Here is a 25,451-nt window from a genome sequence, read left to right as displayed (position 1 = left end):
TTTGGGGCGGCAGCCGTACGCAGGGTGAGAAACCGAGTGAATAAGGAAGCCCGGCCAGACCGAGGTCTGCCCACGTACGACCACCATGGCGGGTAACGCTTATTCAAGTCGGGTTCTCACACCCAGTCGCCAGAGCGACCCGAAAACGGTATCCGTGAGCCACTTCCCCGACAACAGCGTTACTTCGGCGGCGCGCGTAGGATACTTCCGAAGCATCCAAACCCTGAAGCTTTTGACCCCATGGTTCAGAATTCCCTTACACAGATAACCCGGCTTACCCGCCCCCCTGTAGGAGCGGGTTCACCCGCGAAGAGGCCATACCAGACAACACAAGGCTAATGCTCCACGCCCGCAACGGTGTATCATCCGCCCCCCAAATCATTAAAAAGTGACGTCGCGCGCTGCCCGCCAGCCCCGCGACCTTCTGGCGTTGCGCCAGAACCGACAATGGACCACCGGACCTGAGCATCGTGACCCGAGCCAACCCCCTCGCCCTGTTGACCTTCGCCCTGGCCCTGACCGGCTGTGCCGGCGGCACCCCGCCCCAACCCAACAGCAACCTGGGCTGGAACCACCCCGGCATGCAGCTGGGCGGCGACAAAGGCCTGCCCCTGCGCACAGAAGCCCCATGTCGCAAGCGCGGCTGCGACAACGACAAGCTGTTTTTCAACCCGGGTAAAAACGAGCCTAGCGTCACCACCATGCACCGCGGCTGGTAGGAAAATTCTTCTTTTGGGCCGGTGACTTAGGTCTTTTGCGAACATTCGCAAGGAAGTGGTTTACAGGCGCCAAACGATCGCTATAATGACGCCCCATTGCCGGTATAGCTCAGATGGTAGAGCAACTGACTTGTAATCAGTAGGTCCCGGGTTCGATTCCTGGTGCCGGCACCATATAAATCAAGGGCTTGCAGCAATGCAGGCCCTTTTTTTACGCCTTGCACGTACCAATGCACGTACCAAGCGCTATCTTTTTGATCGGCCTAGAAGGCCAGCCGGTTGGGGGGTTTTGAGTGAGACAGGAAGAGTCTATTCACCTCGAGCGCTGCCCACACTGCAGCGTTGCCAAGCCCAACCTGTTAAGCGCCGGTCGCTTCCAGACGCAAAATGCCAGCGGCAGGGTGCGTCGCAGCTGGGCTTGTTACTACTGCAAAACCTGTGGCGGAGCTTTAATGACCGCTGCATATCCTGACGGAAGTCAATACCCCGAAATTCATGACCTGTGGCCGACGCAGGCTTCTGTCGATGCAGCTGTACCAGGACGAGCCAGGCATTACTTGGAGCAAGCAATCTCCAGCATCCATGCACCGTCCGGGGCAGTCATGCTGGCGGCGTCAGCTGTCGACGCGATGCTTAAGGACAAGGGCTTCAAACAAGGCACTTTGCATGGCCGAATCAATGATGCTGCCAAGCAGCACCTCATTACGGAAGAGATGGCAGCCTGGGCGCACGAGGTCCGACTGGATGCAAACGACGAGCGGCACGCTGACGAAGAGGCGGATCTGCCAAGCACCGATGATGCAGAGCGCGTCATCGAATTCGTACTTGCCTTAGCCCAGTTCCTGTACGTGCTCCCCAGCCGAGTGGAAAGGGGACGACGAAAGTAAGGCTCCTTACGCGCATGCGCGCTCGCGCTTAACCCCTCGAACGTCATGGTACTGGCACGCCTAAAAAAAAGAGTAATCTCAGTAATCTTGACCGTTTTATCTCTCGCAGCCGTTGATTTTCGCGGGCTCAGCGCAGATCCAGAAAGTAATTTTTAAGTAACCTATAAGTAATCAGATTACTCTTACTTTGGGTGATATTGGGCCTGCCCCGTGACAACGGACGCCAAGAAGCGATACTTACATCGCTATCTTGGAGGTTGTCATGTACCCAACCACTCGCCGCAATTACACCGATGAGTTCAAGATTCAGGCCGTTGCGCTGGCTGAAACGCTTGGCAGGACGGAAGCTGCTCGCCAGCTGGAGATGTCTGTGAAGACGTTGGACAACTGGGTCAACGCTTCCCGCAACGGCCAGCCGTTGAGCTCTCCTGACCGTCGCGCAATCACCAGAGAGGACAGCGAGTTAGCACGATTGCGAACCGAGAACGCCGAGCTGAAACTGGAGCGTGAAATCCTAAAAAAGGCGGCGGTATTCTTTGCCAAAGAGTCCAGGTGAGATACGCCTTCGTCGCTGAAGAACGGGCTCAGTTCCCGGTGCGTCTGTTGTGCCGGGTAATGGGTGTCTCGGTTTCAGGGTTTTACGACTATCAGCATCGCCAAGGCCGTCCAGATCCGGATGCACAAATACGCATCGATCTACACAAGGTTTACGCGGCTAGCCGCAAGACCTATGGCCGACCACGGCTAGTCGAGGCGCTAAGGCAGCAGGCCTATGCGGTAGGTCATAAGCGCGTTGACCGGCTGATGCATGAAGAGCACATACAAGGCCGATCCAAGGGCGGTTTCAGGCCGTGCACCACCGACAGTCACCATGCGCTGCCAGTGGCGAGCAATTTATTGGGTCGTCAGTTCTCCGTTCAAAGCTCCACCCCAGCCTGGGTCAGTGATATCACTTACATCGCTACGAAAGAGGGCTGGCTTTATCTGGCAGTGGTACTGAGCATCCAAACCCGCCAGGTGCTAGGTTACAGCCTGGCGGACAGGATGCCTGACGACTTGGTCGAGCGCGCTTTTATGAACGCCTGGAACGCATGTTTGGGCGTCTACGGAGTGATTTTCCATTCCGATCAAGGGCGCCAGTACGCGAGCAGCAGGTTTCGTCTCGCTTTGGCCAAGAAGGGCTTCGCGCAAAGCATGAGTCGGAGAGGAAACTGCTGGGATAACGCCGTAGCTGAAAGTTTCTTCGCTACATTGAAGAGAGGAAGCCTGCGCGGTCTACCCCACAAAGAAACAGGCTCACCTGGCAATTGCCAGCTACATCCATGGGTTTTACAACAGCTGTCGACTGCATTCAGCACTGGGTTACCGTTCACCGAACGAATACGCAAAAGGCTTAAGGCAGTTGGCTCTGTAGCCAGCTTCTTGGCGTCCGCTATCACGGGGCAGGCCCATATTTTCCCTCTAGCAAACCCTTGAAAATCAAGGGCTTAGCGAAAAATTACCTTTCCCATTACCTTTCTATTACCTCTATTTGTAACCAGCGAAGGCCAGTAAATACGGGGCCTCCAGCACTACCCATCCTCCACAGTTACGCTTGTTACTCTTTTTTCGAGACCACCCCCTATCTCTGCCAATTAACCGTTCAGGATCAGCTCTGCGCCGGCCAAGTACCGCTTGGGTGCAGGGTTTCGCAGAAGACCAGACGCACCAGTTCTCCCCAGCAGCCCAATAGCCAGGCCGGCTGCCCAGGTGCGCAGAGGCGCAGAAATTCCGACACGTTTAGCCCGCAGGCGTGGCGGGGGGACGAGGGCGCGGATCGTGTCCCGGGAAGTGGTGTAACTGAACCAGCCGAAGGCGCCCTGCGGGCGAAAGAGGATGGTCATCGTGGTTCTTGGCTAACGTTGAGTTTGCGAAGACCAAACACTCACCAGAGAAACCACGATGACCAAGCCCACTATCGCATTGACCGAGTTGGTTGAGAAAGGGGCAGACGCTGATCTGCTCAAGCAAATGATCCAGTTCGTTGCCCAGCGCATGATGGAGTTCGACGTCGAAGGCCTGTGCGGCGCGGGCTTCGATGTCAAAAGCCCAGACCGGACAAATAGCCGTAATGGCTACCGCGATCGTCTTTGGCAAACCCGCGCAGGCGACGTCGACCTTAAGATTCCCAAGCTGCGCCAAGGCAGCTATTTCCCTGGTTTCCTTGAACCTCGACGCACCGCTGAGAAAGCCATGGCGGCAGTCATCCAGGAGGCCTACATCCAAGGCGTTTCAACACGCTCAGTGGACGAGCTGGTCAAAGCCATGGGCATGACCGGCATCTCCAAAAGCCAGGTCTCACGGCTAGCTGGTGAGATCGATGAGCGCGTTCACGCCTTCCTTGACCGCCCGCTTGAGGGCGACTGGCCCTATCTCTGGATCGATGCCACCTACGTCAAAGTGCGGGAGGCCGGACGCATCGTCTCGGTCGCCGTAATAATCGCCGTGGCCGTGAACACCGACGGTGGCCGCGAAGTCCTGGGCATGCGGGTTGGGCCGTCAGAGGCTGAGCCGTTCTGGACAGACTTCCTGCGCAGCCTCACGCGACGTGGCTTGCGGGGCGTGAAACTGGTCATCTCCGACGCCCACGAAGGGCTCAAGGCGGCTGTTTCCAAGGTCTTCAACGCGACCTGGCAGCGCTGCCGTGTGCATTTCATGCGTAATGCCATGGCCCACGTCGGCAAAGGTCAGCGCACCATGGTGGCGGCCCTACTGCGCACAGTCTTCGCCCAGGACAGCCGTGCCGAATGCCATCAGCAATGGCGTTTGGTCGCTGATCAGCTACGCGAAAAATACCCCAAGATCGCGACACTCATGGACGGCTGCGAGGATGAAGTGCTGGCTCACATGGCGTTTCCAAAAGCGCACCGACAGCAATTACACAGCACCAATCCACTGGAGCGGCTTAACGCGGAGATCAAACGCCGCACCGACGTCGTAGGCATCTTTCCCAACGATCCTGCAATCACACGGCTGGTAGGCGCGATGCTGCTGGAGCAGAACGACGAGTGGTGCCTGCAACGGCGTTACATGCAGTTGGAGGCCTTTGAGGCAGTCAGCGATAATCCACAGGCCAAGCTGTCGGCCGTGATCAACTAAACGGCGAACTCAGCGGCCAGAACCATGATGAGTTACACCACTTCCCGGGACACGATCAGGGCGCGCGCCGGGGTCAGCTTTAGCTGCAGGAGGCTCGCGCATCAGTAGTCAGCGACTACACTGCGCTCACCTAATGCCAACACAATCAAAAACACGTATACTGTATGAACGTACAGCGACCATTTTGGTTGAATGATGTAAAACGTTGTGATAACGGTGTAGTAATAGTTGTCATAACCGCTATAATCTCGCGCCGTCCGCAATGGCCACGGCTCGGATGAGATAGCAGATACAGGAGGGCTAAATGATTGTTTCTACGCAGAAAGCGGTTGAATTTGCGAAGCAGGCACTGCAGCTCGCCTGGGATGGCAATCTCCCTGTCAAGCCTGAGGTGATTGCCCAGGCACTTGTCGTGTTTAAAAAGGACGACGCAACTGGCGCAGTGGAGAACGTGCCTATTCGGGTACGCCGGCAGAACTCTTTTTCGCTCGGCACTGCCAGCGGCCAGGCATCCTTGGAGAACACCAGCGAAGGCTGGGCGTATTTTTGCGACTACAACGGCGACGAGATCAGTTACCGAAACCGATTCACGGTCGCGCATGAACTGGGGCATGTGTTGCTTCGCCACGTGCACGAAGGCAAGAATCGCCTACGTGACTCCACGTTTGGCAACTCCGACCCGGTAGAGCGAGCGGCCAACACTTTTGCGGCTGAGCTGATCATGCCAGAGCAAAAGGTCCGTGAGATGTTCATCGGTTCGCCCACCGTTCAGCAGTTGGCGGAAGCTTTCGGCGTGTCCAACGCTGCGATGTCATATCGGTTGCAGAATCTTGGCCTTGTTCGATGAGCGACGGGACTGACGAAAGCGCAGGATTTGGCGCGAGCGACTTGGGGGGGCCTCGACATGCCTCTCCAAGTCAGGCGTCTTCTCCTGATGCGGGACTTACAAACGAATCTATCAAGCGAATGGCATGGAGCCGTTGGTTCGCATTTGGTGCACTTTTTGTGATGTCCGCGTCAGCTATTGGGTGCTTGGGATTTGCTATGTATGTCGGGTGCCACTTCCTAGGGGCGTACGACAAACATCAGGAATTCATGACCAAGTCTCCCCAGCAGGTTGTCGCCGTAGCAGCTCAACCCGCATTGAAAGCTCCTGCCAAGGATGTAAAACCGTCCAAAACGGCTTCGAGTCAATCAGTTGAACCACCTGTCAAACCTGACAATGCCAGCAATGAGAAGCTGTATTTCACTATGCTAGCGCCGCTTATCCCGGCATCGTTCTCATCCGCTCTAGCGATCATCCTGTTCATCACAATCGCGCGATTTGTCACGAACTTCGTACGAATCGGGAAGGAAAGCACAGAGAAGGAGACCCCTGAAGATTACGGGGCCATCGCTGTGCTAGTTCAGGAAATCGGTAAGCTCATAAAGACGATGCGAGGTAAGTGAGCCCGCCCCGCCCTTATGCGCCCATTGGCACATAAGGGTGGAACCGGACTACCTCATCGCCAAGCCACTCGTTGATCTGCAGGAGCCGGGCCTGCTCGGGCTCTAGCTCGTTTAGAGCCCATACCTCAGTAGCATCCCTCACCGAGCCGAATCCCCCAGCGTTCTGTGGCACCACCCCCATCAACTGCGGAGGAATCCGGAGCATGGCCAGCTGGTCGTCACGGCTGATGTTCTTGATCGCGCCAAAGTCATCCTTCGCCGCCACCTCGCTGATCGGGATCAGCTGAATGCCGTCCTTCTTACCATTGGGCGCGTACATGAACAGGTTGCGTAAGTTGCCCGGGCCCTTGCTGCTCTTCATTGCCGTCCGCAGAGCGGAGCGACACCGATAGGGAAAGCCTCAAGCACCTATGCGGGGCGTTTCACGAAAGTTCCCAGTTCAAGAAACTGGCTAAGAAAACCCGTGATGATTACGAGTACAGCAGGGGTGTGCTGCTGGCCACTCCAACAAAGCTGAAGAAACCGCTGGGCGATCTCTCAGTGCGCAAATTTACTTCGGCCCTAGTACAACGCCTATCCGAGCTTGCAAATGGCAAGATCGAGAAATTCACCTTGGACGCCATGATGGACATGCTGGACAAGCTCGGCTTTCGCACCAGCCTGACCCTGCCCTCGAACGATGCCGGTTCACCGCCCCAGATCGTGATCACTCAAACGCCTGGCAGCTAAACCCTGTATCCCATTTTTCTCAGTTCTTGCTTCACGCTCTTCGGCGACCTGCATCGCGTGCCGGTCGGGCCTGTTGGTCGTTTTTACGAACGAATGCAACACGACGACCATGTCTGCAAATTTGGCCACATACACGCATCGGAATGCAGGGCTGCCGTTGATGATGAGCTCAATCGCACCCGCCCCGACCGACTCGGTCAACGACTTGATCGGCCGCTCTGGGTCCTGGCCATACTGGATGCGTCGCAGCCACGGCGAGATGCAGTATTGGGGACGGCATGGATGCCAAGAGGAGCGAATCTAGCGCAGTGGCTTGCAGTTGGCGGAATTAGAAATATTTCGCGGTCTACCCTGAAATATCGTGTTTCTCTCGCCCGCTGAAATCAGTTCGACCTCATTTGGGGCCGGCTACATTCATGTTGTACCCCGCCGCATGCAGTGGCCTTGCTTGGGCAGATCTACGCGATCACTGGCAAATTCGACTTGGTGTTCGCGGGGGTTGCCGCACTCAGGACGATGGCTACGACACCAAGGCGGACATCTGCGGCCACGGGTTCCGAGCCATGGCATGCAGTGCGCTGGTCGAGCCTGGGTTGTGGTCGGAGACGGCTATCGAGCCTGTCAAACCACCCCATGCATGAAGAACTCAACCGGTACGCTGAAAAACTCAGCAAAGCCCTTTATCTGGGCAACCGTCATCTTCCGCTTGTTGTTCAGAATCTCGGATACCGCGCTCTGGGTCGCTATCGCCGACAGGTCCTTCTGCTTCACGCCCCTGTCCGACAGCAGAAAGGCCAACGCTTCGGCCTGGCTCGCGAACGGCACCAATACAGACTCACTCTCATACTCGTAGACGCGGTCCGCTACCATCTCGGCAAAGCGTGCCGCAGCGTGGCCTTCGCTGTCCGCATGGGAGTAGAGCTCGTCGATCAATGCCATGCGTGCCTCAAGCTCGGCATCGTCCTTGATGGGGTCATGGCAGGCGGCTAGAAGCTGGGCCATGGTTGCCATCTGAGTGTTCAGGCCATCGAGCATGGGTGAAATATTAGCGATGAAGGCATCTAGTCCATTGGCTTCAATTTTATCCCGCTTCATGTTGTCACCTGTCGAATTGAAATATCGCGCGGCCCAGGTTGCTACCTGATATCGCTTCTGCACCATTTGTCGTACTCGGCGTGCGACAGAATGGCCTTGATGTAGAGAGTGCCCGTTCGCGCATTGAGCCACGCGATCAGGCGGCATTCGTTTTTCTTGATATCGAACACGTAGATATCAAGCGGCCCTTTGCGGCTGGCGGGCCTAAGTTCTGAGTGGGGGATGCGATCAACACTCCAGCCAGACACAGTGACCCACGTCTGCCTCAACTGTTCAAAAGATTCAAACCGCAGCGTCGCCCTGTCGAAGGTCGTCAGCCACAAGCTTAGGGGCGCTTTCCACTGGCCGTGGGCTTCAATCGCCTTGGTTACCGCCGCTTTCGTTATGACCCGCATTGTGTTGTCCCGGCGCACCAACATAGGGTGGAAAATATCTCTGATCCAGATATCTGTCAACCAGATATCTGGATGCGCGATGTACGGTGACCTGGCGATCGCCAATGGATTGATGCCCGTCAAACGAAGGGCTGGTCGAGAGGTTTACCTTCAGATCAGGCAGCCCTGAGGGAGGTTGAGCATGGCCAAGAGATTCCCCACAAACCCTCGCCACCCCGAGCGTATCTGCTGGGGTTGCGACCTGTACTGCCCTGCCAAGGCGCTAGCCTGTGGCAATGGCGCAGACCGGACCATGCATCCGGTGGAGCTGTTTGGCGAGGATTGGGATAGCTTCGAGGGCCAGCTGGAGAAGCCGGTTGATCCAGGGCAAGCGGTAAAGCCCAGGTAAGAAAGGGCCGCTTGGCGGCCCTGCGCAGGCCTTGAACCCAGCGCTGGCTCTATGGGACCGGGCTTGCCCGCGAAGCTGGCGATGCGCGTGCAGGCACCGGCTTCGCCGGTGTTCGCGGGTGAACCCGCTCCTACAGGTACAGCGCCAGGCCTTGTGGAAGGGCTTGATCAGAACGCGGTGCTTACCGTCAACGACAGGTTACGCGGGTCGCCGTAGATCGCCCCGGCATAGAACCCGTACTGGCTGTAGTAGTGCTTGTCGAACATGTTGTTGGCGTTGAGGCTGACACTGGTGTTGTCGGTGAGCTGATACTTGGCCATGGCATTCCAGATGGCATAACCGGACCAGTTCACGTCAGTGGCACCATTGCTCACACCGTTCGTAGGCTGGCCAGCCGGGCTGGAGATGGCGCGGATGTTGGTCTGCGCAGTCACGCCGGCGCCCAGGGTCAGGCGGTCGAGCGGGCCGCTCAGGCGGTAGGTGGTGGAGGCCTTGAACAGGTGCGACGGGTCGCTGCGGCCGTCGCTGTCGACGCGGCGGAAGTGCAGATAGGTGTAGCCGGCGTAGACGTTCCAGTTGGGGGTCAGGGCGCCTGCGACTTCCAGGTCGATACCGTCGGTTTCCTGCCCGGAGCCGGCCTTGTAGGCGCTGCCGCCGGTCGGGGTGGTCAGGTCGCCGTCCAGCACGGCCTTGTTTTCCTGCTTGGTGCGGAAGTAGGCCGCCGAGGCGTTCAGGCGGCCATCGAACCACTCACCCTTGATACCGGTCTCGTAGCTTTGCCCACGAATCGGCTCGACCTTGCTGCCACTGCTGGTTTCAGAGGTTTGCGGGGTGAAGATGTCGGTGTAGCTGGCGTATACCGAGTAGTTGTCATTGAGGTCATACACCGCGCCCAGGTAAGGGGTGACGATGCCGTTTTCTTCCTGGCTGCTGCGCTCGCCAGCCACGCTGCGGGTGACCGAGGAATAGTTGCTGGTGCGCACGCCCACGATTACCGATAGCGGGTCGGTGATGCTCAGGCGGGTGGCGGCGTACATGCCCTGCAGGCGAGTGGTGGTCTTGCTGTGAAGGCCGGTGCGCGAGGCGATGAGGTCGTAGTCGTCATCCACGCCATTGTGCCAGTCGGTGACCGGGAAGCCGTTGTTGGCGCGGAACTGGCAACCCAGTGCAGGCGCGCTGGTCATGCCGTCGCCGACCATGGTGCAGGTGTACTGAGGCGACCAGCCGACGGTGCGGCTGTCGTTGTAGCCGACCATGGCCTGGTGGGTGCGGCCAAACAGCTGGAACGGGCCGGACAGGTCGATCTGCGCCGACTGCTGGGTGGTGTCGCTGGAGCTGTGCAAACCATTCAGCACGGCGCCGCTGCCGTCCTGGTCCCAATAGCCACCGTAGCTGCCGCGCCCAGCTGAGTTCACCTTGGCAAGGCCGCGATGGTTCAGGGCTTCGGTGGTGGCTTGGGCGGCTTTCAGGTCCAGGGTCCAGTCGTTGTCGAAGCGGTGCTCCAGCGAGCCGAACGCAGTGCGGGTGGTGTACTCGCCAAAGCTCCAGCTGGGCACCACGTTGGTGCTGCGCGGCAAGTCGGTCTTGCTGCCGTCGCGGTACCAGATCGGGATGTTCGCGCCCCAGCCGCCACCCACGACCTTGTTGTATTCATACTGGTAACCGGCGCCCAAGGTAGTGGCGTCGTCCAGGTCGAACTCGAAATTGGCCAACGCGGCGCGGGAACGTTCGGACTGGTTGTCGCGGAAGGAGTTGGCATCCTGCTGGGTCATCACGAAGCGCGAACGCAGGCGGCCATCTTCGGACAGCGGCAGGTTCAAGTCCGCCCCCAGACGACGCTTGTCCCAGCTGCCATAAGTGGCATAAGCGCTGCCGCCGAAGGTTTTGGTCGGTGCCTTGCGGATCAGGTTGACGGTGGCCGAGGGGTCGCCGGTGCCGCCCAGCAGGCCGTTGGCGCCGCGCACGATGTCGATGCGTTCGTACAGGTCCATGTTCAGCGCATTGCCGCTGCCACTGAAATCGGAGCCGCCCTGGGTCTGCAGGCCATCGACCTTCCAGTTGCTGATCGAGTAACCACGCGCGCGGTAGTCGGTGCGCCCACCCACCTCGGACTTGTTGGCCGTTACGCCTGGGGCGGTTTCCAATGCCTGCTCGATGGTATGGATGTCGCGGTCATCCATCTGCTGGCGGGTGATGGTGGTAACCGATTGCGGTGTCTGCCGTGGCGTCAGTGCCAGGCCAGTGGAGCTGCGGGTGCTCTCGACCGTGTAGCCCAACTGGCCGGCATCGTCGGCAGGCAGTACTGCGCTGTCTTCGATCTGTGTGGCGTCGAGTTCAAGGGGTTTGCCGTCGGCAGCCACTGCACCACCGCTGATGGCGACGGCGACGCAGAAGGCCAGCGGCTTGAGGCAATTGCCGCTTTGACTGAAGGGGGTGAACACTGGCGTGATGCTTTGGAGATTCATTTGGGAAGGCTTCGTATTTGCAGATGATTTTTTGTTAGGATTCTAGGGATCAGCCCTCCGGGCTCCAGACCCGACATGTACGGGGATGTAATTGAACGTAACGAGCGCCGCCGGCCCTCACCTAACAGGTGTTTTTCTGCATGAGCACGACCCTGCTGGTTGTCGATGATGACGACGAGATCCGCGAACTTCTTTGTGATTACCTGACCGATGCCGGCTACAGCGTGCTGGCGGCAGCCGACGGTCAACAGATGCGTGACCAGCTGGCCCGGCACAAAGTGGAGCTGGTGGTGCTCGACCTGATGCTGCCGGGTGAGGACGGCCTTAGCCTGTGCAGGCAGTTGCAGGCCACACCTGGGTTGGCAGTGATCATGCTGTCAGCCAAGGGCAGCACGCTGGACCGCATCATCGGCCTGGAAGTAGGCGCCGACGACTATCTGGCCAAGCCCTTCGAACCACGCGAACTGATCGCCCGGATCAAAGCCGTACTGCGTCGTCCGCAACGCCTGGGCACCTCTGCCGAAGAACCCGTGGTGGACGCCCAGCTGTTCGCAGGCTTTCGCCTGGAACACGTCAAGCGCCTGCTCACCCGCCCGGATGGCGAGACCCTGACCCTGCCGCGCTCCGACTACCGCGTGCTGCGCGAACTGCTGGAAGCCAACAACCGAGTGGTCTCCCGTGACCAACTGACCCGCAGCGCGTTCGGCCGCGACCACCTGCCCGACGACCGTTCCGTGGACATGTGTGTCAGCCGCCTGCGCCAGCAGCTGCGCCGGGCGCCGGCGGGGACCGCGCAAATCCTGACCATCCGTAACGAAGGCTACCTGCTGAGTCTCGCCCCCCTCGCGGCTGGTGTCTGACATGCGCTGGTTTCACCGGCTATGGCCCCGCACCTTGTTTGGTCAACTGCTGCTGATCATGGTCAGTGGCACGCTGGTGATCCAGTTGATGTCGAGCAGCATCTGGTTCGACGTGCGTTTCGCTCAGGCGCTAGAGGTGCCCGTACGACTGGTTGCTGCACGCAGCGCCCCCCTGATTGCCCAGGCCGACTGCCACGGCGGTACGCTGCAGGCGCCAGCCCACTACCAGCTTCACTGCGTCGAAAGCCCGCCTGCGCAAGAGCATGACGAGCGCCGCGGGCACAGGCGGGTCGAGCTGTTGTTGCAGCAGGCCCTGAAGTACGAGCTGGGGCATGCCCAGGACGTACGCCTGATGCACGTGCAACTCACCGACGAGTTGGGCCAGCCGATCGTCTGGCGCAGCCTGTTCGGCCTGCGCACAGCCCAGGCGCATATCCAGTTCGCGGTGCCGTTACCCGATGGCCACTGGCTGACCGTTGCGGGCCAGGAACTGCAGGGCTGGAGCGGCGAGTCGGCCTGGGTGCTGATCAGCGATTACCTGCTGCGGGTGTATGCGCTGCGCATCGTCGCGGTGTTGCTGGTGTGCCTGGTTGCCGTGCGCCTGTGCCTGCGCCCGTTGCGGCGCCTGGCCGATGCCGCACGCGGCCTGGGCAGCAACCTCGAGCAGCCTCCCCTGGCACTGGATGGCCCAGAGGAAGTGCGCCAGGCGGCGCAGGCATTCAACGCGATGCAGCAGCGGCTGATTGCCATGGTCAACGACAAGGCCTACTTCCTGGCCGCCGTGTCTCATGACCTGCGCACCCCACTGACCCGCATGCGCCTGCGTCTGGAGCGATTACCCGATGACGAACACCGCCAGCGCCTGCGGCAGAACATCACGCAGATGGACGATATGATTGGTCAGGTTCTGGACTACCTGCGTGCGGGGGAGCAGCGGAATCTGCAGCAGGTGGACCTGGACCGATTGGTTGCGCGCCAGTGTGCGGACCTGGCCACTGCCGTAGAACCACTTCCGGTGCACGGCAAGGCGGGCAGCTTGCGGGTAGATGCCTTGCTGTTGCAGCGCTGCCTGCAAAACTTGTTGGTCAACGCGTTGCGCTACGCCAAGAAGATTTCAGTCACGTTGGAACGGGCCACCACAGGTGTATTGATCCATATCGACGACTGCGGGCCAGGGATTGCCCCGGGCCTGCTGGCGACCATTACCGACCCCTTCGTGCGCGGTGACGGGTCGCGTAACCAGGCGTCCGGCGGATATGGGTTGGGGTTGAGCATTGCCCAGCGGATCGCCACCAGCCATGGGGGTGAGCTGATGCTGTCGAACCGTGAGAGCGGTGGGTTGCGGGTCAGCATACTGCTGCCAGGCTAACGCGATCTTCTGTGGAAGCGGCCTTGTGTCGCGATGGGCTGCGCAGCAGCCCCGACGATTAGTGCCGTGACACCAATATCTGGGGCTGCTACGCAGCCCATCGCGACACAAGGCCGCTCCCACAAAATAGGGCTGCGCAGACCTGGGAATTCGCAATCAGGTAACAGTCTTTTACCGATTACCCAGGTTTTCCGTCCCCTGCGTTTGCCTATCCTATGCCCGGTCATCCTGCCTGCGATGGACCCATGAAACACTCTCTTCCCAGCCGCTACGCCTGCCTCGTACTCTGCCTTGTCTTCACTTTCGCCAGCCTGCCCCTGCTGGCCCAACATGCCTGGCTGTGGCCGGTAACGCTGATCACCGCGCTGCTCAGCCTGGTCGGCCTGAATGACCTGCGTCAAAGCCACCATGCGGTGCGACGCAACTACCCGATCCTGGGCAATATCCGTTACCTGATCGAAACCATCCGCCCGGAAATCCGCCAGTACCTGATCGAAGGTGACGACGACAAGCTGCCGTTCTCCCGCTCGCAACGCTCGCTGGTCTACGCCCGCGCCAAGAACGAAAGCGCCGAGAAAGCGTTCGGCACACTCAACGACGCCTACAAACCTGGTTTCGAATTCATCAGCCATTCCATGCTACCGGTGGCCACGCCAGACCCTGCGTCGTTCCGCATTGCCATCGGCGGGCCGCAATGCCGAGTGCCCTACTCGGCCTCGATCTTCAACATCTCGGCGATGAGTTTCGGCGCCCTCAGCGCCAACGCCATCGCTGCGCTCAACCGCGGCGCGCGCATGGGCCGGTTTGCCCATGACACTGGCGAGGGCAGTATCAGCCCATACCACCGTGAACACGGCGGCGACCTGATCTGGGAAATCGGCAGCGGCTACTTCGGCTGCCGCACCGAGGACGGTCGTTTCGACCCACAGCGCTTCGCCGAACAAGCCCGCTCGGCACAGGTGAAGATGATTGAGATCAAGCTCAGCCAGGGCGCCAAGCCTGGCCACGGCGGCATTTTACCGGGGCACAAGGTCAGCCCCGAAATTGCCGAGACCCGTGGCGTACGTGTAGGCGAGGACTGCATCTCGCCGGCGGCGCACAGCGCCTTCCGCACACCGGTCGAGCTGCTGCAGTTCGTAGCCGGCCTGCGCGAGCTTTCGGGCGGCAAACCCGTGGGCTTCAAGTTCTGCCTGGGCCACCCTTGGGAATTCATGGGCATTGCCAAGGCCATGCTCGCCACCGGCATCACCCCTGACTTCATCGTTGTCGATGGCAAGGAAGGTGGCACCGGCGCGGCACCTCGCGAGTTCAGCGACAACATGGGCGTGCCAATGCGCGAAGGCCTGATGTTCGTGCACAACACGTTGGTCGGCCTGAACCTACGCTCCAGCATCCGCATTGGTGCGGCGGGCAAGATCGTCAGCGCCTTCGACATTGCCAGCGTATTGGCCATCGGCGCTGACTGGGTCAATTCGGCACGCGGTTTCATGTTTGCCATTGGTTGTATTCAGTCGCAGAGCTGCCACACCAACAAGTGCCCGACCGGCGTGGCGACCCAAGACCCTCTGCGCCAGCGCGCCCTGGTGGTGCCAGACAAGGCCGAGCGGGTAGCCAGCTTCCACCGCAACACACTGCACGCGCTGGCCGAGATGTTGGCTGCCGCAGGCCTGGAGCACCCTTCGGAGCTCAAGCCCAAGCACCTGGCACGGCGCATCAGCCCCAGCGAAATCGGGTTGTTTTCGGACTTGCACACATTCCTCAAGCCGGGCGAATTACTCAGTGGCTCGATCGAAAGCGAGTTTTATGCGCGGATGTGGCGGATGGCGCGTAGCGACAGTTTTGCGCCGGAGACCGTAAGCCCAGCGCCGGCTCAACCAGTAACCGTTCGCCGAAAAGAGACAGCCCCGGCATAGGCCGGGGCTGTTCGATACATCAGATCAGAATCAGAAGATGCTGATCGGGTACTCGACGAATACGCGGACTTCGTTGCCGTCGTCGTTGTAACCGTTCTGCTGCACGGCGTTGTTGGTACGCAAGAACGAGCTACGCAGTTTGATCGACAGGTCCTTGGCCGGGCCGTCCTGCACCACGTAACGGATCTGGTTGAAGATCTCGCGCTCTTTACCTTCGCCGAAGCCTTGCGGGTTGGCGACGTTACGGGTGTTGATGTTGTCACCCACCACGTAGGCCAGCTTGTAGGTCAGGCCCGGAATGCCATAGGCACCGAAGTCCAGGCCGTAGCCAAGCTGCCAGGAGCGCTCGTCTTCGGCGTTGAAGTCGGACCAGTACGAGTTGGCCAGGTAGATGGTGGAACCACCGTCACCCTGACGGCCTGCGTTCTGATACCCGCCGTAGTTATAGCCAGTGCTACCGGTGCTGCGCTGGTGGGCAATTGTGAACGAGTGCGGGCCATAGGCGTAAGTGGCCGCCAGGCTCCAAATTGTGTTGGAGTCACCGGTCAGCTCGGCAGCCTTGACATGCTTGTTGTTGATGTCCGACTTGTAGCCGTTGAAGTCCAGGGTCAGGGACTGGTCGCTGGCGATCGGGAAGACGTAGTTCAAGCCCAGGTAGTGCTTCTTCATCACATCTTCGTTGTCGGCGGTGTACAGCGAAGCGGTGAAGTTGTCGGTGAACTTGTAGCTGCCACCTAAGACGTTGATCGACTTCAGGCCACCACCATCACGGCGCTCGGCGCTCTTGCGCGCTTCCTGGGTGAAGCGGCCGGCGTTCAGTTCCAGGCCCTGAATCTCTTTGGAGGTGATCAGGGTGCCGGTGAAGCTTTCTGGCAGCAGGCGTGCATCGTCGTACTGCAGCACTGGCAGTGCTGGCATCTGGTCACCGTACTTCAGCACGGTGTTGGAAATGCGGAACTTCACAGCAGCACCACCACGCGCCAGGTTGTGCGGCGAGCTGGCGTTGCCTTCGGCATTGGTGGTTTCGTGCGGTTTGAAGAAGTCGACGCCGCCACCACCGTTGTGGCCTTTGCCGCCATCCAGGCGCACGGCGTACAGGCCGAATGCGTCAACACCGACGCCAACGGTACCCTGGGTGAAACCGGAGGAGAAGTTGGCGATGAACGCCTGGCCCCATTCGATCTGGTCGTCGGTGCCATGCTTCTTGTCACGGTTGATGTAGGCGTTGCGCAGAAGGACGTTGGCGTGACTGTCCTCGATGAAGCCCTTGCTGTCAGCCTGGTCATTGGCCTGAGCCTGGGTCGCGGCGATCATCGCCAGGGCGACCAGGCTGATCCTGGTTTTCAACATGTTGTTTTCCTTATTTCTTAATCAAAAACGCTCTGCAATATGACGCCAGGAACCAACGCCCCTTCGTAGGTTCGACGCTATGCGGATCCAGCCGGGCGGGCCGACCGGTAAGTTTACGGCGGCCCTTGGCAGCAGCTTGGCCAATACCATGGCCAGCAGGCGTTGGCCGAATCCTAGCCGTGTGCGATTACAAATGTCAAAAAGTCGTGAAATGCAGGTTGATATAACCAAAATCACCGACCTGTCTGGTGCATTTCCATGCAGGTTTGCGCTATCAGCGGGCAATTTATCTTGTGTAGGAAATTGCCTTTTGATCGGGCGAACAATTTCCTGAAAGCAGGCAAAGCGTGGCCGTAGAGGTAGTTACAAACAGATACATATGTAAAGACAACCCTTTACAAATACCCGAGCAAGAGCAAATAACAAGCATTACCATCCGCACTTTATTTTCAACTGCTCGCCCGGATGTGCCCATGCTTGTACCCTGCCGCCTTTCACCCCTGACGCTCGGCCTGTCGCTGCTGTTCAGCGCTAGCCTGGCCAGCGCCGCCACCACCACACTGCCGGAGTCGTCGGTAACCGCCGACAGCGAGCGCGAGAAGGACAACCCGCGGGTCAAGGAGGTAAGCACTGCAACCCGCACCTCGACGCCCGTGCGTTATGTGCCGCAGGCCATCGATACGGTGAAAACCGCCAATGTGCTGGATTACGGCAGCAACACGCTGGGCAAGGCGCTGGAGGGTATTCCCAACGTCAGCAGCGGCGCCGACACCCGTTTTGACAGCGTACGCATCCGCGGCTTCGAGGCCAGCAACGACTTTTATCTGGACGGTATCCGCGACGACAGCCAATACATCCGCGACCTGCACAACATCGAGCGGGTCGAAGTGCTGAAGGGGCCTGCGGCGGTGCTGTATGGCCGTGGCAGCCAGGGCGGCATCGTCAACAGGGTCAGCAAGGCACCAGAGCCGGGTCGCCGCTCGACCATCGAAGCGCAGGCCGGCAGCGAAGACCTGCGCAGCCTGTATGCCGACCTCAGCGCCGACCCCAGCGACACGGTCAGCCTACGCCTGAACATGGGCAACCAGGACAACAACAGCTTTCGCGAGGGTGTCGACGGCAGCCGCCAACTGTTCGCCCCGTCGATCAGCTGGCAGATCACCCCCGACCTGAACTGGCTGGTGCAGTACGAATACAGCCGCTACAACCGCACACCAGACCGGGGCATCCCGAGTGTCAACGGCCGCCCGGCAGACGTCAGCCGCAGCGCCACCTACGGCGACCATCGCGACTACATTGACGACCGCGCCCAATCGCTGCGCTCGCGCCTGAACTACCAGTTGAACGAAACCTGGCAGCTGCGCCACACCCTGGGCCTGTTCAAACTCGACAGCGAGTTCGACAATACCTATGTCACGGGCTACAACGCCGGCACCAATACCTTGACCCGCCAACGCTGGCAGCAGGACCTGAACACCCGCAACCTGTTCAATAACCTGGAGGCCGAGGGCGACTTCGACACCTTGGGCCTTGAACACAAGCTGCTGCTGGGCCTGGAGTTCGGCAACCAGCGGCGCGACCCGCTGCTATACAGCGCCGGCAGCCAGAACCTGCCAGGCCTGGGCAAACCCAGCCAGCCGCACAATGGTACGTTGGCGGTATCGAGCAACAACCACACCGTGGTCGACAGCCGCGGGGTTTATCTGCAGGACCAGATTCGCCTGAACGATCAGTGGCAGGTTCTCGGCGGCGTACGCTTTGACCAGTTCGAAGTGGAAACCACCAACAAGGATGGCTTGCGCGAACCGCAGGACAGCAACAGCACCAGCCCACGCCTGGGCGTGGTCTACACGCCATGGCGCGACCATTCGTTCTACGCCTCGTGGAGCAAGACTTTCTCGCCGGTGGGCGGAGGCTTGATCGGCATCACCCCGGGGGCGCCGGGCAATACCAACGACACCCGTCCGGAGCAGACCCGGCAGAAGGAAATCGGGGTGAAAAGTGACTGGCTCGACCAGCGCCTGACCACCACCCTGGCCATCTACGAGCTGGAACTTTACAACCGCCGCACCCGCGACCCGAACGACCCGAACATCATCTTGCTCAGCGGCATGCAGCGTTCGCGCGGCATCGAGCTGACTGCCACCGGCAACATCGTCGGCAACTGGTATGTACGCGGCGGCATTGGCCTGCAGGATGCGATCATCGTCAAGGACAATAACGGCCAGGAAGGCAACCGCATCAATGACGTGGCCAAGCGCAATGGCAGCCTGTTCGTGACCTGGAAGCCAGAACTGGGGTGGTACGCCGAAACCGGGCTGACACTGGTGGGCGAACGTTATGCGGACAACCAGAACACCACGGTATTGCCAGGGTATGGCCGTTGGGATGCACTGGCGGGGTATCGGACCCATGACTGGGATGTGCGGGCGGCATTGAGCAACATTGCTGACAAGACCTACTACAGCTCGGCGACCAGTGCGGCGCAGATCCAGGTGGGCGATCCGCGTAGCCTTGTGGTGACGGGTAGCTACAGTTTCTGATCTTAGTTGCCTGTACCTGCCTCTTCGCGAGCATGCCTGCGAAGAGGCAGGTACAGGTGCAATCAATCAGTGCCACACCGCCATCAGCGCCTGCATCTCTGCTTCGCTGATCAACCCTTGGGGGTATCGCCCGGCAAGCAGACGTCGTGGGTCGGTCGAGTCGGTCGTCCTGACCCTGATGCTTCCATGGTGTTTCAACCGCTTCGCCAAAAGCCTGAGCGATTGGCGATCAACTGCCGATGGGCGCAAAGCCGACTCACTTGCTGCGTTCATGTCCACACGTACTCCCTGGCCCGTGAGCGGCTAATTTACGTAGGTATTGTTACAGATCAGAGGCGCGGCCTGGCCGTGCCATCTCGCTATCTGCTTGAAAAACAATACAAAACGTATGCCAGCTCGGGCCTCCGGGCGTCGCCCGCGCAAAAAAGAGGCCCGTCACATGACGGGCCTCTTTATTCATCACGCGCTCAGCGCTTGACCGGCGCCGGCTGCTGTTGGGTCAGGCAGTGGATGTTGCCGCCCCCCAAGAGCAGCTCGCGGCCCGGGATCATCACCACATCATGGTCGGGGAAGATCCTTGCCAGGATCGCTCTGGCTTCGGCATCTGCCGGGTCGTCGAAGCTTGGGGCAATGATGCCACCGTTAACAATCAGGAAGTTCACGTACGAACCCGCCAGGCGCACCGACGGGTCACGCTCCTGGCTGCCGGCGACCTGGTCGACACCGGCGCACTCTTCGGCGGTGGCGAACAGCGGGCCCGGGATCGGCATCTTGTGCACGATGAACTCGCGGCCCTTGGCGTCGCGGGTGTTCTTCAGCACATCCATGGCCGCGTGGCAGCGCGCATAGTTGGGGTCGTTGGAATCATCGGTCCAGGCCAGTAACACTTCGCCCGGGCGCACGTAACAGCAGAAGTTGTCGACGTGACCGTCGGTCTCGTCGTTGTACAAGCCATCAGGCAGCCATACCACGGTGTCGACCGCCAAGTGATCGCGCAGCACCGCTTCGATCTGCTCGCGGCTCAGGTGCGGGTTGCGGTTGCGGTTGAGCAGGCATTCCTCAGTGGTGATCACGGTGCCTTCACCGTCTACGTGGATCGAACCACCTTCAAGCACAAAACCTTCGGTCTGGTAGCGCTGGCAGCGCTCCATTTCCAGCACCTTGGCGGCCAGTTCCTCGTCGCGGTTCCAGGGTGCGTACAGGCCGCCGTCGAAGCCGCCCCAGGCATTGAAGCCCCAATCGACACCGCGCACTTCGCCATGGCCGTCGATGACAAAGGTCGGGCCGGTATCACGCACCCAGGCATCGTCGTTGCTGATTTCAACCACACGAATGTTCGGCTGGTCGAGTTGGCGCCGGGCGTTTTCGTACTGGCCGGCGGAGGCCGCGACGGTCACAGGTTCGAAACGGGCAATGGCTTTGGCCAGGGTTACGTGGGCAGCCTGCGCCGGCTTGCCGCCCAGGCGCCAGTTGTCCGGGCGCTCCGGCCAGACCATCCACACCTGAGTCTGCGGGGCCCACTCGGCGGGCATGTGGAAACCATCGGCACGGGGCGTGGAATTGAGGGTTTTCATGGGTGACCTCTGTGATGGCCCTGAGCCGGGTGTGCTGGGGCGTTTGCCAATTTATAACCGATATATATCGATATTTGAAGCCTGATAATCGAAGAATGCCGCGCCATTCGGCGAATTTAAATCGATAACAATCGATACCAGTCAGCGCTGGTCTGGTGAAAGGAGCGGCCTGCTGTCTACCATAGCCACACCTTATGCATCCTGTTACAGCTACGCGCGGAAATTTCCGGCAAGGCCGACTAGGGTCAATACTTGAACGACGGGCCAGCGAGCCGCTATGAACATCATCCCTACAGCAATCCCTGAAGTACTGATCATCGAGCCGAAGGTGTTCGCTGACAGCCGTGGTTTTTTCTTCGAGGCATTCAACGCCCGTGAGTTCTCACAGCAAACCGGCGTGAACGTGGAGTTCGTTCAGGACAACCACTCGCGCTCCATCAAGGGCGTGCTGCGTGGGCTGCACTACCAGGTGGCAAACACCCAGGGCAAGCTGGTGCGCGTGGTGCACGGGGAGATCCGCGATATCGCCGTGGACGTGCGCAAAAGCTCGCCAACATTCGGCAAATGGGTCGCGGTGCACCTGTCAGCCGACAACCATCGCCAGCTGTGGATTCCGCCTGGCTTCGCCCACGGTTTTGCGGTGATGAGTGAATCGGCCGAGTTCCTCTACAAGACCACCGACTACTACAACCCGGGCGCCGACCGCTGCATCCGCTGGGACGACCCGCAACTGGCCATCGACTGGGGGCTGCAGCAGCCTCCGCTGTTGTCGGACAAGGACAAGGTAGGCCTGCCATTGGCAGAGGCGGAACTGCTGCCTTAACTAGCGCATAATTGCGTCAGACTTTTCTGGCGCATTTACCTGATGATTGCAAAGCCCACGCCCCCACGCCGTCCCCGCTGGCGCAGCCTGGCCCTGCTGGCGCTGATCTTGGCCCCATTACTGTGGCCCCTGCATCACTTGGCCGAACGCTATTACCAGGAAGAACTGGCCTCGCAGAACCGCCAGACCCTCGACCTGTATGTGGCCAACCTGCTCGGCACCCTGCACCGCTACGAGACCTTGCCGCAAATTCTCGGCGACTTGCCGGCGCTGCGTGGCGTGCTGGCCGACCCTTTCCGCCTGGAAGCGGTGACCAACGCCAACCGCCTGCTCAAGGACATCGTGCAGCAGACCGGTGCCGAGGTGATGTACCTGATGGACGTCAGCGGCAACACCTTGGCCGCCTCGAATTGGGACAAGCACGACAGCTTCGTCGGCCGAAACTTCGCCTTCCGCCCCTACTTCAACGAAGCCATGGCTGGCCACCTGGGCCGCTTCTTCGGCCAGGGCACCACCTCGGCCAAGCGCGGCTACTTCTTTGCCGCGGCCGTGCGGGACCGCGAGCGGATCGTCGGGGTGCTGGTGGTCAAGGTCGATCTCGACCACACCGAAACCCTGTGGGGCCGTACGCCCGAGCAGCTGCTGCTGACCGATCACAATGGCGTGGTCATCCTGACTTCACGGCCCGACTGGCGCTTCCGTGCTACCCGCACGCTGACCGACGCCGAGCGCCAGGCCATCATCGCCATCCAGCCCTATCCGACCCAAGCCCCACAGCCGCTGGTTCTCAACCCGCAGGCCTGGATCACCCAGACCCGCGACATCAAGGAAACTGGCTGGCAAGTCAGCATCCTTGCCCCGCGCACGCTGGTTGATCGCTCGGTGCAGACGGTAATGGCCATCGGTGCCGGCACGCTGCTGGTACTGATGTTGCTGGCAGGCCTGGTGATGCAACGGCGGCGCCATTACATCGACCGCATCGACTTCGAAGCCCGTGGCCGCCAGGAACTGGAAAAGCGCGTGGCCGAACGCACCGCCGACCTTGAAGGCCTGAATACCCGCCTGAAAAATGCCGTGCTGGAGCGCGAAAACGCTCAGCAAGAGGCAGTGCGCGCACAGGACGAACTGGTGCAGGCCGGCAAGCTGTCGGTGCTCGGCACCATGTCGGCCAGTATCAGCCATGAGTTGAACCAGCCCCTGGCCGCCATCCGCAGCTACGCAGAAAACGCCGAGATCCTGCTCGACCACCAACGTACCGAAGACGCCCGCGGCAACCTCAAGCTGATCGGCGAGCTGACCGGGCGCATGGCCTCAATCATTGCCCACCTGCGTGCCTTCGCCCGTCGTGACCGCCATGCCCCGGAGAGCGTGGCCCTGCAGCCGGCCCTGGACGATGCCCTGGCGCTGCTAGCCAAGCGCCGCCGGGCGATGGCCGTAGAGCTGATCCGCGACCTGCCGGAAGCCACCTTGTGGGTACAGGCCGGCGAAACGCGCCTGCGCCAGGTGCTAGGCAACCTGCTGGCCAATGCCCTCGACGCCCTGACCGAAAAAGCCAACCCGCGCCGCCTGTGGCTAAGTGCCGAGCAGCGTGATGACTGCGTCTACCTGTACATCCGTGACAACGGACCCGGCTTCAGCCGCCAGGCCCTGGAGCACGCCAAGGAGCCGTTTTTCACCACCAAGACCCGTACCCAGGGCTTGGGCCTGGGGCTGGCCATCTGTGAAAGCCTGATGCGCGCCCTGGGCGGTGAACTGCTGCTGGCCAACCACCCGGAAGGTGGTGCAATGCTGACCCTCCAGCTGCGTGTGGCCGCATCTGGCGCTACTTTGCCCAATTCGGAGGACCCCTCGGCATGACCACCGAGACACTGATCGACAGCCGAGCCCAGGTCATCCTGGTCGACGATGACCCCCACCTGCGCCAAGCCTTGAGCCAGACCCTGGACCTGGCCGGGCTCAAGGTAGTCGCCCTGCCCGAAGCCCAAGGCCTGGCCGAACGTATCGAGGCCGACTGGCCAGGCGTGGTGGTCAGCGACATCCGCATGCCGGGCATCGATGGCCTGCAGTTGCTGGAACAACTGCACGGCCGCGACAGCGAACTGCCGGTGCTGCTGATAACCGGCCATGGCGATGTGCCGCTGGCGGTGCAGGCGATGCGTGCCGGGGCTTATGACTTCCTGGAAAAACCCTTTGCCACAGACGCCCTGCTCGACAGCGTACGCCGCGCCCTGGCCTTGCGCCGACTGGTGCTGGACAACCGTAGCCTGCGCCTGGCACTGAGCGACCGCCAGCAACTGGCAACCCGCCTGGTCGGCCATTCACCGGCCATGCTGCGCCTGCGCGAGCAGATCGGCGCCTTGGCCGGCACCCGCGCCGACGTGTTGATTCTGGGTGAGACGGGCGCTGGCAAAGAGGTGGTGGCCCGCGCGCTGCACGACCTGTCCAGCCGCAGCGAAGGGCCGTTCGTGGCGATCAACGCCGGCGCGCTGGCCGAGTCGGTGGTCGAAAGCGAACTGTTCGGCCACGAGCCCGGTGCGTTCACCGGCGCGCAGAAACGCCGTATCGGCAAGTTCGAATTTGCCAACGGCGGCACGCTGTTCCTCGACGAAATCGAGAGCATGAGCCTGGATGTACAGGTGAAGCTACTGCGCATGCTGCAGGAGCGGGTGGTCGAACGCCTGGGCGGCAACCAGTTGATCCCGCTGGACATCCGCATCATAGCCGCCACCAAGGAAGACCTGCGTCAGGCTGCCGACCAAGGGCGTTTCCGCGCGGACCTGTATTACCGCCTGAACGTGGCGCCGCTGCGTATTCCGCCACTGCGTGAACGCGGCGACGACATATTGGTGTTGTTCCAGCATTTCGCCGATGCTGCCAGCCAACGTCATGGCCTGTCGCCGCATGCGCTGCAACCCGCGCAACGCGCCCTGCTGCTGCGTCATGACTGGCCAGGCAACGTCCGCGAGCTACAGAACGCCGCCGAGCGTTTCGCCCTTGGCCTGGAACTGGCACTCGATGGCCAGGCACCCTCGGCAGCAGCGCCGGCAGCGCCCATGCTCAGCGGCAACCTCAGCGAACAGGTCGAGCAGTTCGAACGTTCGCTGATCGCCGCCGAACTGGCCCAGCCACACGGCTCCATGCGGAGCCTGGCCGAAGCACTGGGTATCCCCCGCAAAACCCTGCATGACAAGCTGCGCAAGCATGGCTTGAACTTCGACGGCGGCAGCGGCGGGCATGACGATCAAGAGGACAACCGTTAATGAGCACCAATAGCCAGTACCTGCAGTCCGTACTGCACAGCGACATCCCCCTGACCCGCGAGATGGGCCTGGAAGTGATCGATTGGCAGCAGCACACCCTGCGCCTGCAACTGCCGCTGGCGGCCAACGTCAACCACAAAAGCACCATGTTCGGCGGCAGCCTGTACTGCGCAGCAGTGCTGGTGGGTTGGGGCTGGCTGCACCTGCGCCTGCGTGAACTGGGGATCGATGACGGGCATATCGTCATCCAGGAAGGGCAGATCAGCTACCCGTTGCCAGTGACCGGCACGGCAGTGGCGCGTTGTGCCGCGCCAGACGAGAAAACCTGGGAGCGGTTCCTGACCCTGTACCAGCGCCGTGGGCGGGCGCGGTTGACGTTGGAAACCACCGTGAGCAATGCCGGAAGTGACGAGCCTGCAGTGAAATTCAGCGGCCAGTACGTTCTGCACCGCTAGTACGACTAACGCGGCCTTTGTGGGAGCGGCCTTGCGTCG

23 protein-coding genes, 1 tRNA gene and 4 pseudogenes are annotated in these 25,451 nt (G+C 60.6%); 20 read left to right on the top strand and 8 right to left on the bottom strand.

The features are described 5' to 3' along the window. Positions 1–470 precede the first annotated feature (470 nt). The 9 genes and pseudogenes from KW568_RS01265 (at position 471) to KW568_RS01230 (ending at position 6,193) form a co-directional block, all read left to right on the top strand. The gene (locus KW568_RS01265; RefSeq protein WP_004577125.1) at positions 471–719 is read left to right on the top strand and encodes a hypothetical protein; all 249 of its coding nucleotides are present in this window, start codon (positions 471–473) and stop codon (positions 717–719) included. 98 nt (positions 720–817) lie between these two features. Next, positions 818–893: transfer RNA gene (locus KW568_RS01260), tRNA-Thr, on the top strand. Positions 894–1,171: 278 nt separating this feature from the next. Further along, positions 1,172–1,606 carry a DUF4145 domain-containing protein gene (locus tag KW568_RS01255; RefSeq protein ID WP_004577124.1) on the top strand — a complete coding sequence of 145 codons (435 nt, stop codon included), beginning with the start codon at positions 1,172–1,174 and terminating at the stop codon, positions 1,604–1,606. Positions 1,607–1,868: 262 nt separating this feature from the next. Beyond that, positions 1,869–2,162, top strand: coding sequence for a transposase (locus KW568_RS01250; protein WP_060537279.1), 294 nt, complete (start codon positions 1,869–1,871; stop codon positions 2,160–2,162). Continuing rightward, positions 2,159–2,815: pseudogene (locus KW568_RS01245) on the top strand (IS3 family transposase); the annotation flags it as partial. The gene KW568_RS01250 and the pseudogene KW568_RS01245, both read left to right, overlap by 4 nt. A gap of 91 nt (positions 2,816–2,906) precedes the next feature. Then, a complete protein-coding gene (locus KW568_RS30985; protein ID WP_409077986.1) occupies positions 2,907–3,020 on the top strand; it encodes a hypothetical protein in 114 nt (37 codons plus the stop codon). 527 nt (positions 3,021–3,547) lie between these two features. Further along, positions 3,548–4,744 carry an IS256 family transposase gene (locus tag KW568_RS01240; protein ID WP_004575957.1) on the top strand — a complete coding sequence of 399 codons (1,197 nt, stop codon included), beginning with the start codon at positions 3,548–3,550 and terminating at the stop codon, positions 4,742–4,744. A gap of 304 nt (positions 4,745–5,048) precedes the next feature. Further along, positions 5,049–5,591, top strand: coding sequence for an ImmA/IrrE family metallo-endopeptidase (locus KW568_RS01235; protein ID WP_004575918.1), 543 nt, complete (start codon positions 5,049–5,051; stop codon positions 5,589–5,591). 248 nt (positions 5,592–5,839) lie between these two features. Further along, positions 5,840–6,193, top strand: a complete 354-nt coding sequence (locus tag KW568_RS01230) for a hypothetical protein (RefSeq protein ID WP_146051591.1) — start codon at positions 5,840–5,842, stop codon at positions 6,191–6,193. 13 nt (positions 6,194–6,206) lie between these two features. Here the strand turns inward: KW568_RS01230 and KW568_RS01225 are convergent. Next, a pseudogene (locus KW568_RS01225) lies at positions 6,207–6,566 on the bottom strand (phage portal protein); the annotation flags it as partial. A 197-nt stretch (positions 6,567–6,763) separates the two neighbouring features. Between KW568_RS01225 and KW568_RS01215 the strand changes: the two are divergent. After that, a pseudogene (locus KW568_RS01215) lies at positions 6,764–6,922 on the top strand (XRE family transcriptional regulator); the annotation flags it as partial. Here the strand turns inward: KW568_RS01215 and KW568_RS01210 are convergent. After that, the gene (locus KW568_RS01210; protein ID WP_232435436.1) at positions 6,881–7,123 is read right to left on the bottom strand and encodes a type II toxin-antitoxin system RelE/ParE family toxin; all 243 of its coding nucleotides are present in this window, start codon (positions 7,121–7,123) and stop codon (positions 6,881–6,883) included. The pseudogene KW568_RS01215 and the gene KW568_RS01210 overlap by 42 nt on opposite strands. A 201-nt stretch (positions 7,124–7,324) precedes the next feature. On the opposite strand from KW568_RS01210, the pseudogene KW568_RS01205 reads away from it, so the two are divergent. Then, positions 7,325–7,539 (top strand): annotated as a pseudogene (locus KW568_RS01205) (integrase); the annotation flags it as partial. Positions 7,540–7,543: 4 nt separating this feature from the next. Here the strand turns inward: KW568_RS01205 and KW568_RS01200 are convergent. Both KW568_RS01200 and KW568_RS01195 read right to left on the bottom strand, forming a co-directional pair. Further along, entirely contained in the window at positions 7,544–8,017 is a 474-nt protein-coding gene (locus KW568_RS01200; RefSeq protein ID WP_004575922.1) for a type II toxin-antitoxin system HigA family antitoxin, read from the bottom strand. A 41-nt stretch (positions 8,018–8,058) separates the two neighbouring features. Continuing rightward, positions 8,059–8,535, bottom strand: a complete 477-nt coding sequence (locus KW568_RS01195; RefSeq protein ID WP_232435437.1) for a type II toxin-antitoxin system HigB family toxin — start codon at positions 8,533–8,535, stop codon at positions 8,059–8,061. A 58-nt stretch (positions 8,536–8,593) separates the two neighbouring features. On the opposite strand from KW568_RS01195, the gene KW568_RS01190 reads away from it, so the two are divergent. Further along, positions 8,594–8,800, top strand: a complete 207-nt coding sequence (locus KW568_RS01190; RefSeq protein WP_003255778.1) for a DUF3079 domain-containing protein — start codon at positions 8,594–8,596, stop codon at positions 8,798–8,800. A 167-nt stretch (positions 8,801–8,967) separates the two neighbouring features. Here KW568_RS01190 and KW568_RS01185 read toward each other — a convergent pair whose 3' ends face one another. Next, entirely contained in the window at positions 8,968–11,265 is a 2,298-nt protein-coding gene (locus tag KW568_RS01185) for a TonB-dependent siderophore receptor (RefSeq protein WP_259537434.1), read from the bottom strand. Between the two features lie 140 nt (positions 11,266–11,405). Here KW568_RS01185 and KW568_RS01180 point away from each other — a divergent pair, with 140 nt between their 5' ends. The 3 genes from KW568_RS01180 (at position 11,406) to KW568_RS01170 (ending at position 15,407) form a co-directional block, all read left to right on the top strand. Further along, a complete protein-coding gene (locus tag KW568_RS01180; RefSeq protein ID WP_004575925.1) occupies positions 11,406–12,125 on the top strand; it encodes a response regulator in 720 nt (239 codons plus the stop codon). A 1-nt stretch (position 12,126) separates the two neighbouring features. After that, the gene (locus tag KW568_RS01175; protein WP_004575926.1) at positions 12,127–13,494 is read left to right on the top strand and encodes an ATP-binding protein; all 1,368 of its coding nucleotides are present in this window, start codon (positions 12,127–12,129) and stop codon (positions 13,492–13,494) included. A gap of 245 nt (positions 13,495–13,739) precedes the next feature. Then, complete coding sequence (locus tag KW568_RS01170) at positions 13,740–15,407, top strand: FMN-binding glutamate synthase family protein (RefSeq protein WP_004575927.1); 1,668 nt, start codon at positions 13,740–13,742, stop codon at positions 15,405–15,407. A gap of 30 nt (positions 15,408–15,437) precedes the next feature. On the opposite strand, the gene KW568_RS01165 is transcribed toward KW568_RS01170, so the two are convergent. Beyond that, positions 15,438–16,757, bottom strand: coding sequence for an OprD family porin (locus tag KW568_RS01165; protein ID WP_004575928.1), 1,320 nt, complete (start codon positions 16,755–16,757; stop codon positions 15,438–15,440). A gap of 473 nt (positions 16,758–17,230) precedes the next feature. Between KW568_RS01165 and KW568_RS01160 the strand changes: the two genes are divergently transcribed. Next, positions 17,231–19,300, top strand: a complete 2,070-nt coding sequence (locus tag KW568_RS01160) for a TonB-dependent siderophore receptor (RefSeq protein ID WP_004575929.1) — start codon at positions 17,231–17,233, stop codon at positions 19,298–19,300. A 66-nt stretch (positions 19,301–19,366) separates the two neighbouring features. Here the strand turns inward: KW568_RS01160 and KW568_RS01155 are convergent, their stop codons facing one another. Both KW568_RS01155 and aguA read right to left on the bottom strand, forming a co-directional pair. After that, positions 19,367–19,573, bottom strand: coding sequence for a hypothetical protein (locus KW568_RS01155; RefSeq protein ID WP_033726529.1), 207 nt, complete (start codon positions 19,571–19,573; stop codon positions 19,367–19,369). Between the two features lie 194 nt (positions 19,574–19,767). After that, complete coding sequence (gene aguA / locus KW568_RS01150) at positions 19,768–20,874, bottom strand: agmatine deiminase (protein ID WP_004575930.1); 1,107 nt, start codon at positions 20,872–20,874, stop codon at positions 19,768–19,770. Positions 20,875–21,151: 277 nt separating this feature from the next. On the opposite strand from aguA, the gene rfbC reads away from it, so the two are divergent. Genes rfbC through KW568_RS01130 form a run of 4 tightly spaced genes read left to right on the top strand, consistent with a single transcriptional unit; the run spans position 21,152 to position 25,412 of the window. After that, a complete protein-coding gene (gene rfbC / locus KW568_RS01145) occupies positions 21,152–21,697 on the top strand; it encodes a dTDP-4-dehydrorhamnose 3,5-epimerase (protein WP_003255787.1) in 546 nt (181 codons plus the stop codon). 42 nt (positions 21,698–21,739) lie between these two features. Next, a complete protein-coding gene (locus KW568_RS01140) occupies positions 21,740–23,554 on the top strand; it encodes an ATP-binding protein (protein ID WP_004575931.1) in 1,815 nt (604 codons plus the stop codon). After that, positions 23,551–24,957, top strand: coding sequence for a sigma-54 dependent transcriptional regulator (locus KW568_RS01135; protein ID WP_003255789.1), 1,407 nt, complete (start codon positions 23,551–23,553; stop codon positions 24,955–24,957). The genes KW568_RS01140 and KW568_RS01135 overlap by 4 nt, the downstream gene beginning before the upstream one ends. Next, positions 24,957–25,412, top strand: a complete 456-nt coding sequence (locus tag KW568_RS01130; protein WP_004575932.1) for a YiiD C-terminal domain-containing protein — start codon at positions 24,957–24,959, stop codon at positions 25,410–25,412. Before KW568_RS01135 ends, KW568_RS01130 begins: the two co-directional genes overlap by 1 nt. The last annotated feature ends 39 nt before the right edge of the window (positions 25,413–25,451 follow it).

The sequence above is a fragment of the Pseudomonas sp. HD6515 genome, from assembly GCF_024971855.1.
Classification (GTDB): domain Bacteria; phylum Pseudomonadota; class Gammaproteobacteria; order Pseudomonadales; family Pseudomonadaceae; genus Aquipseudomonas; species Aquipseudomonas alloputida.
Note: the sequence above shows the minus strand (reverse complement) of the source record. Positions and strands in the feature narration are given on the sequence as shown.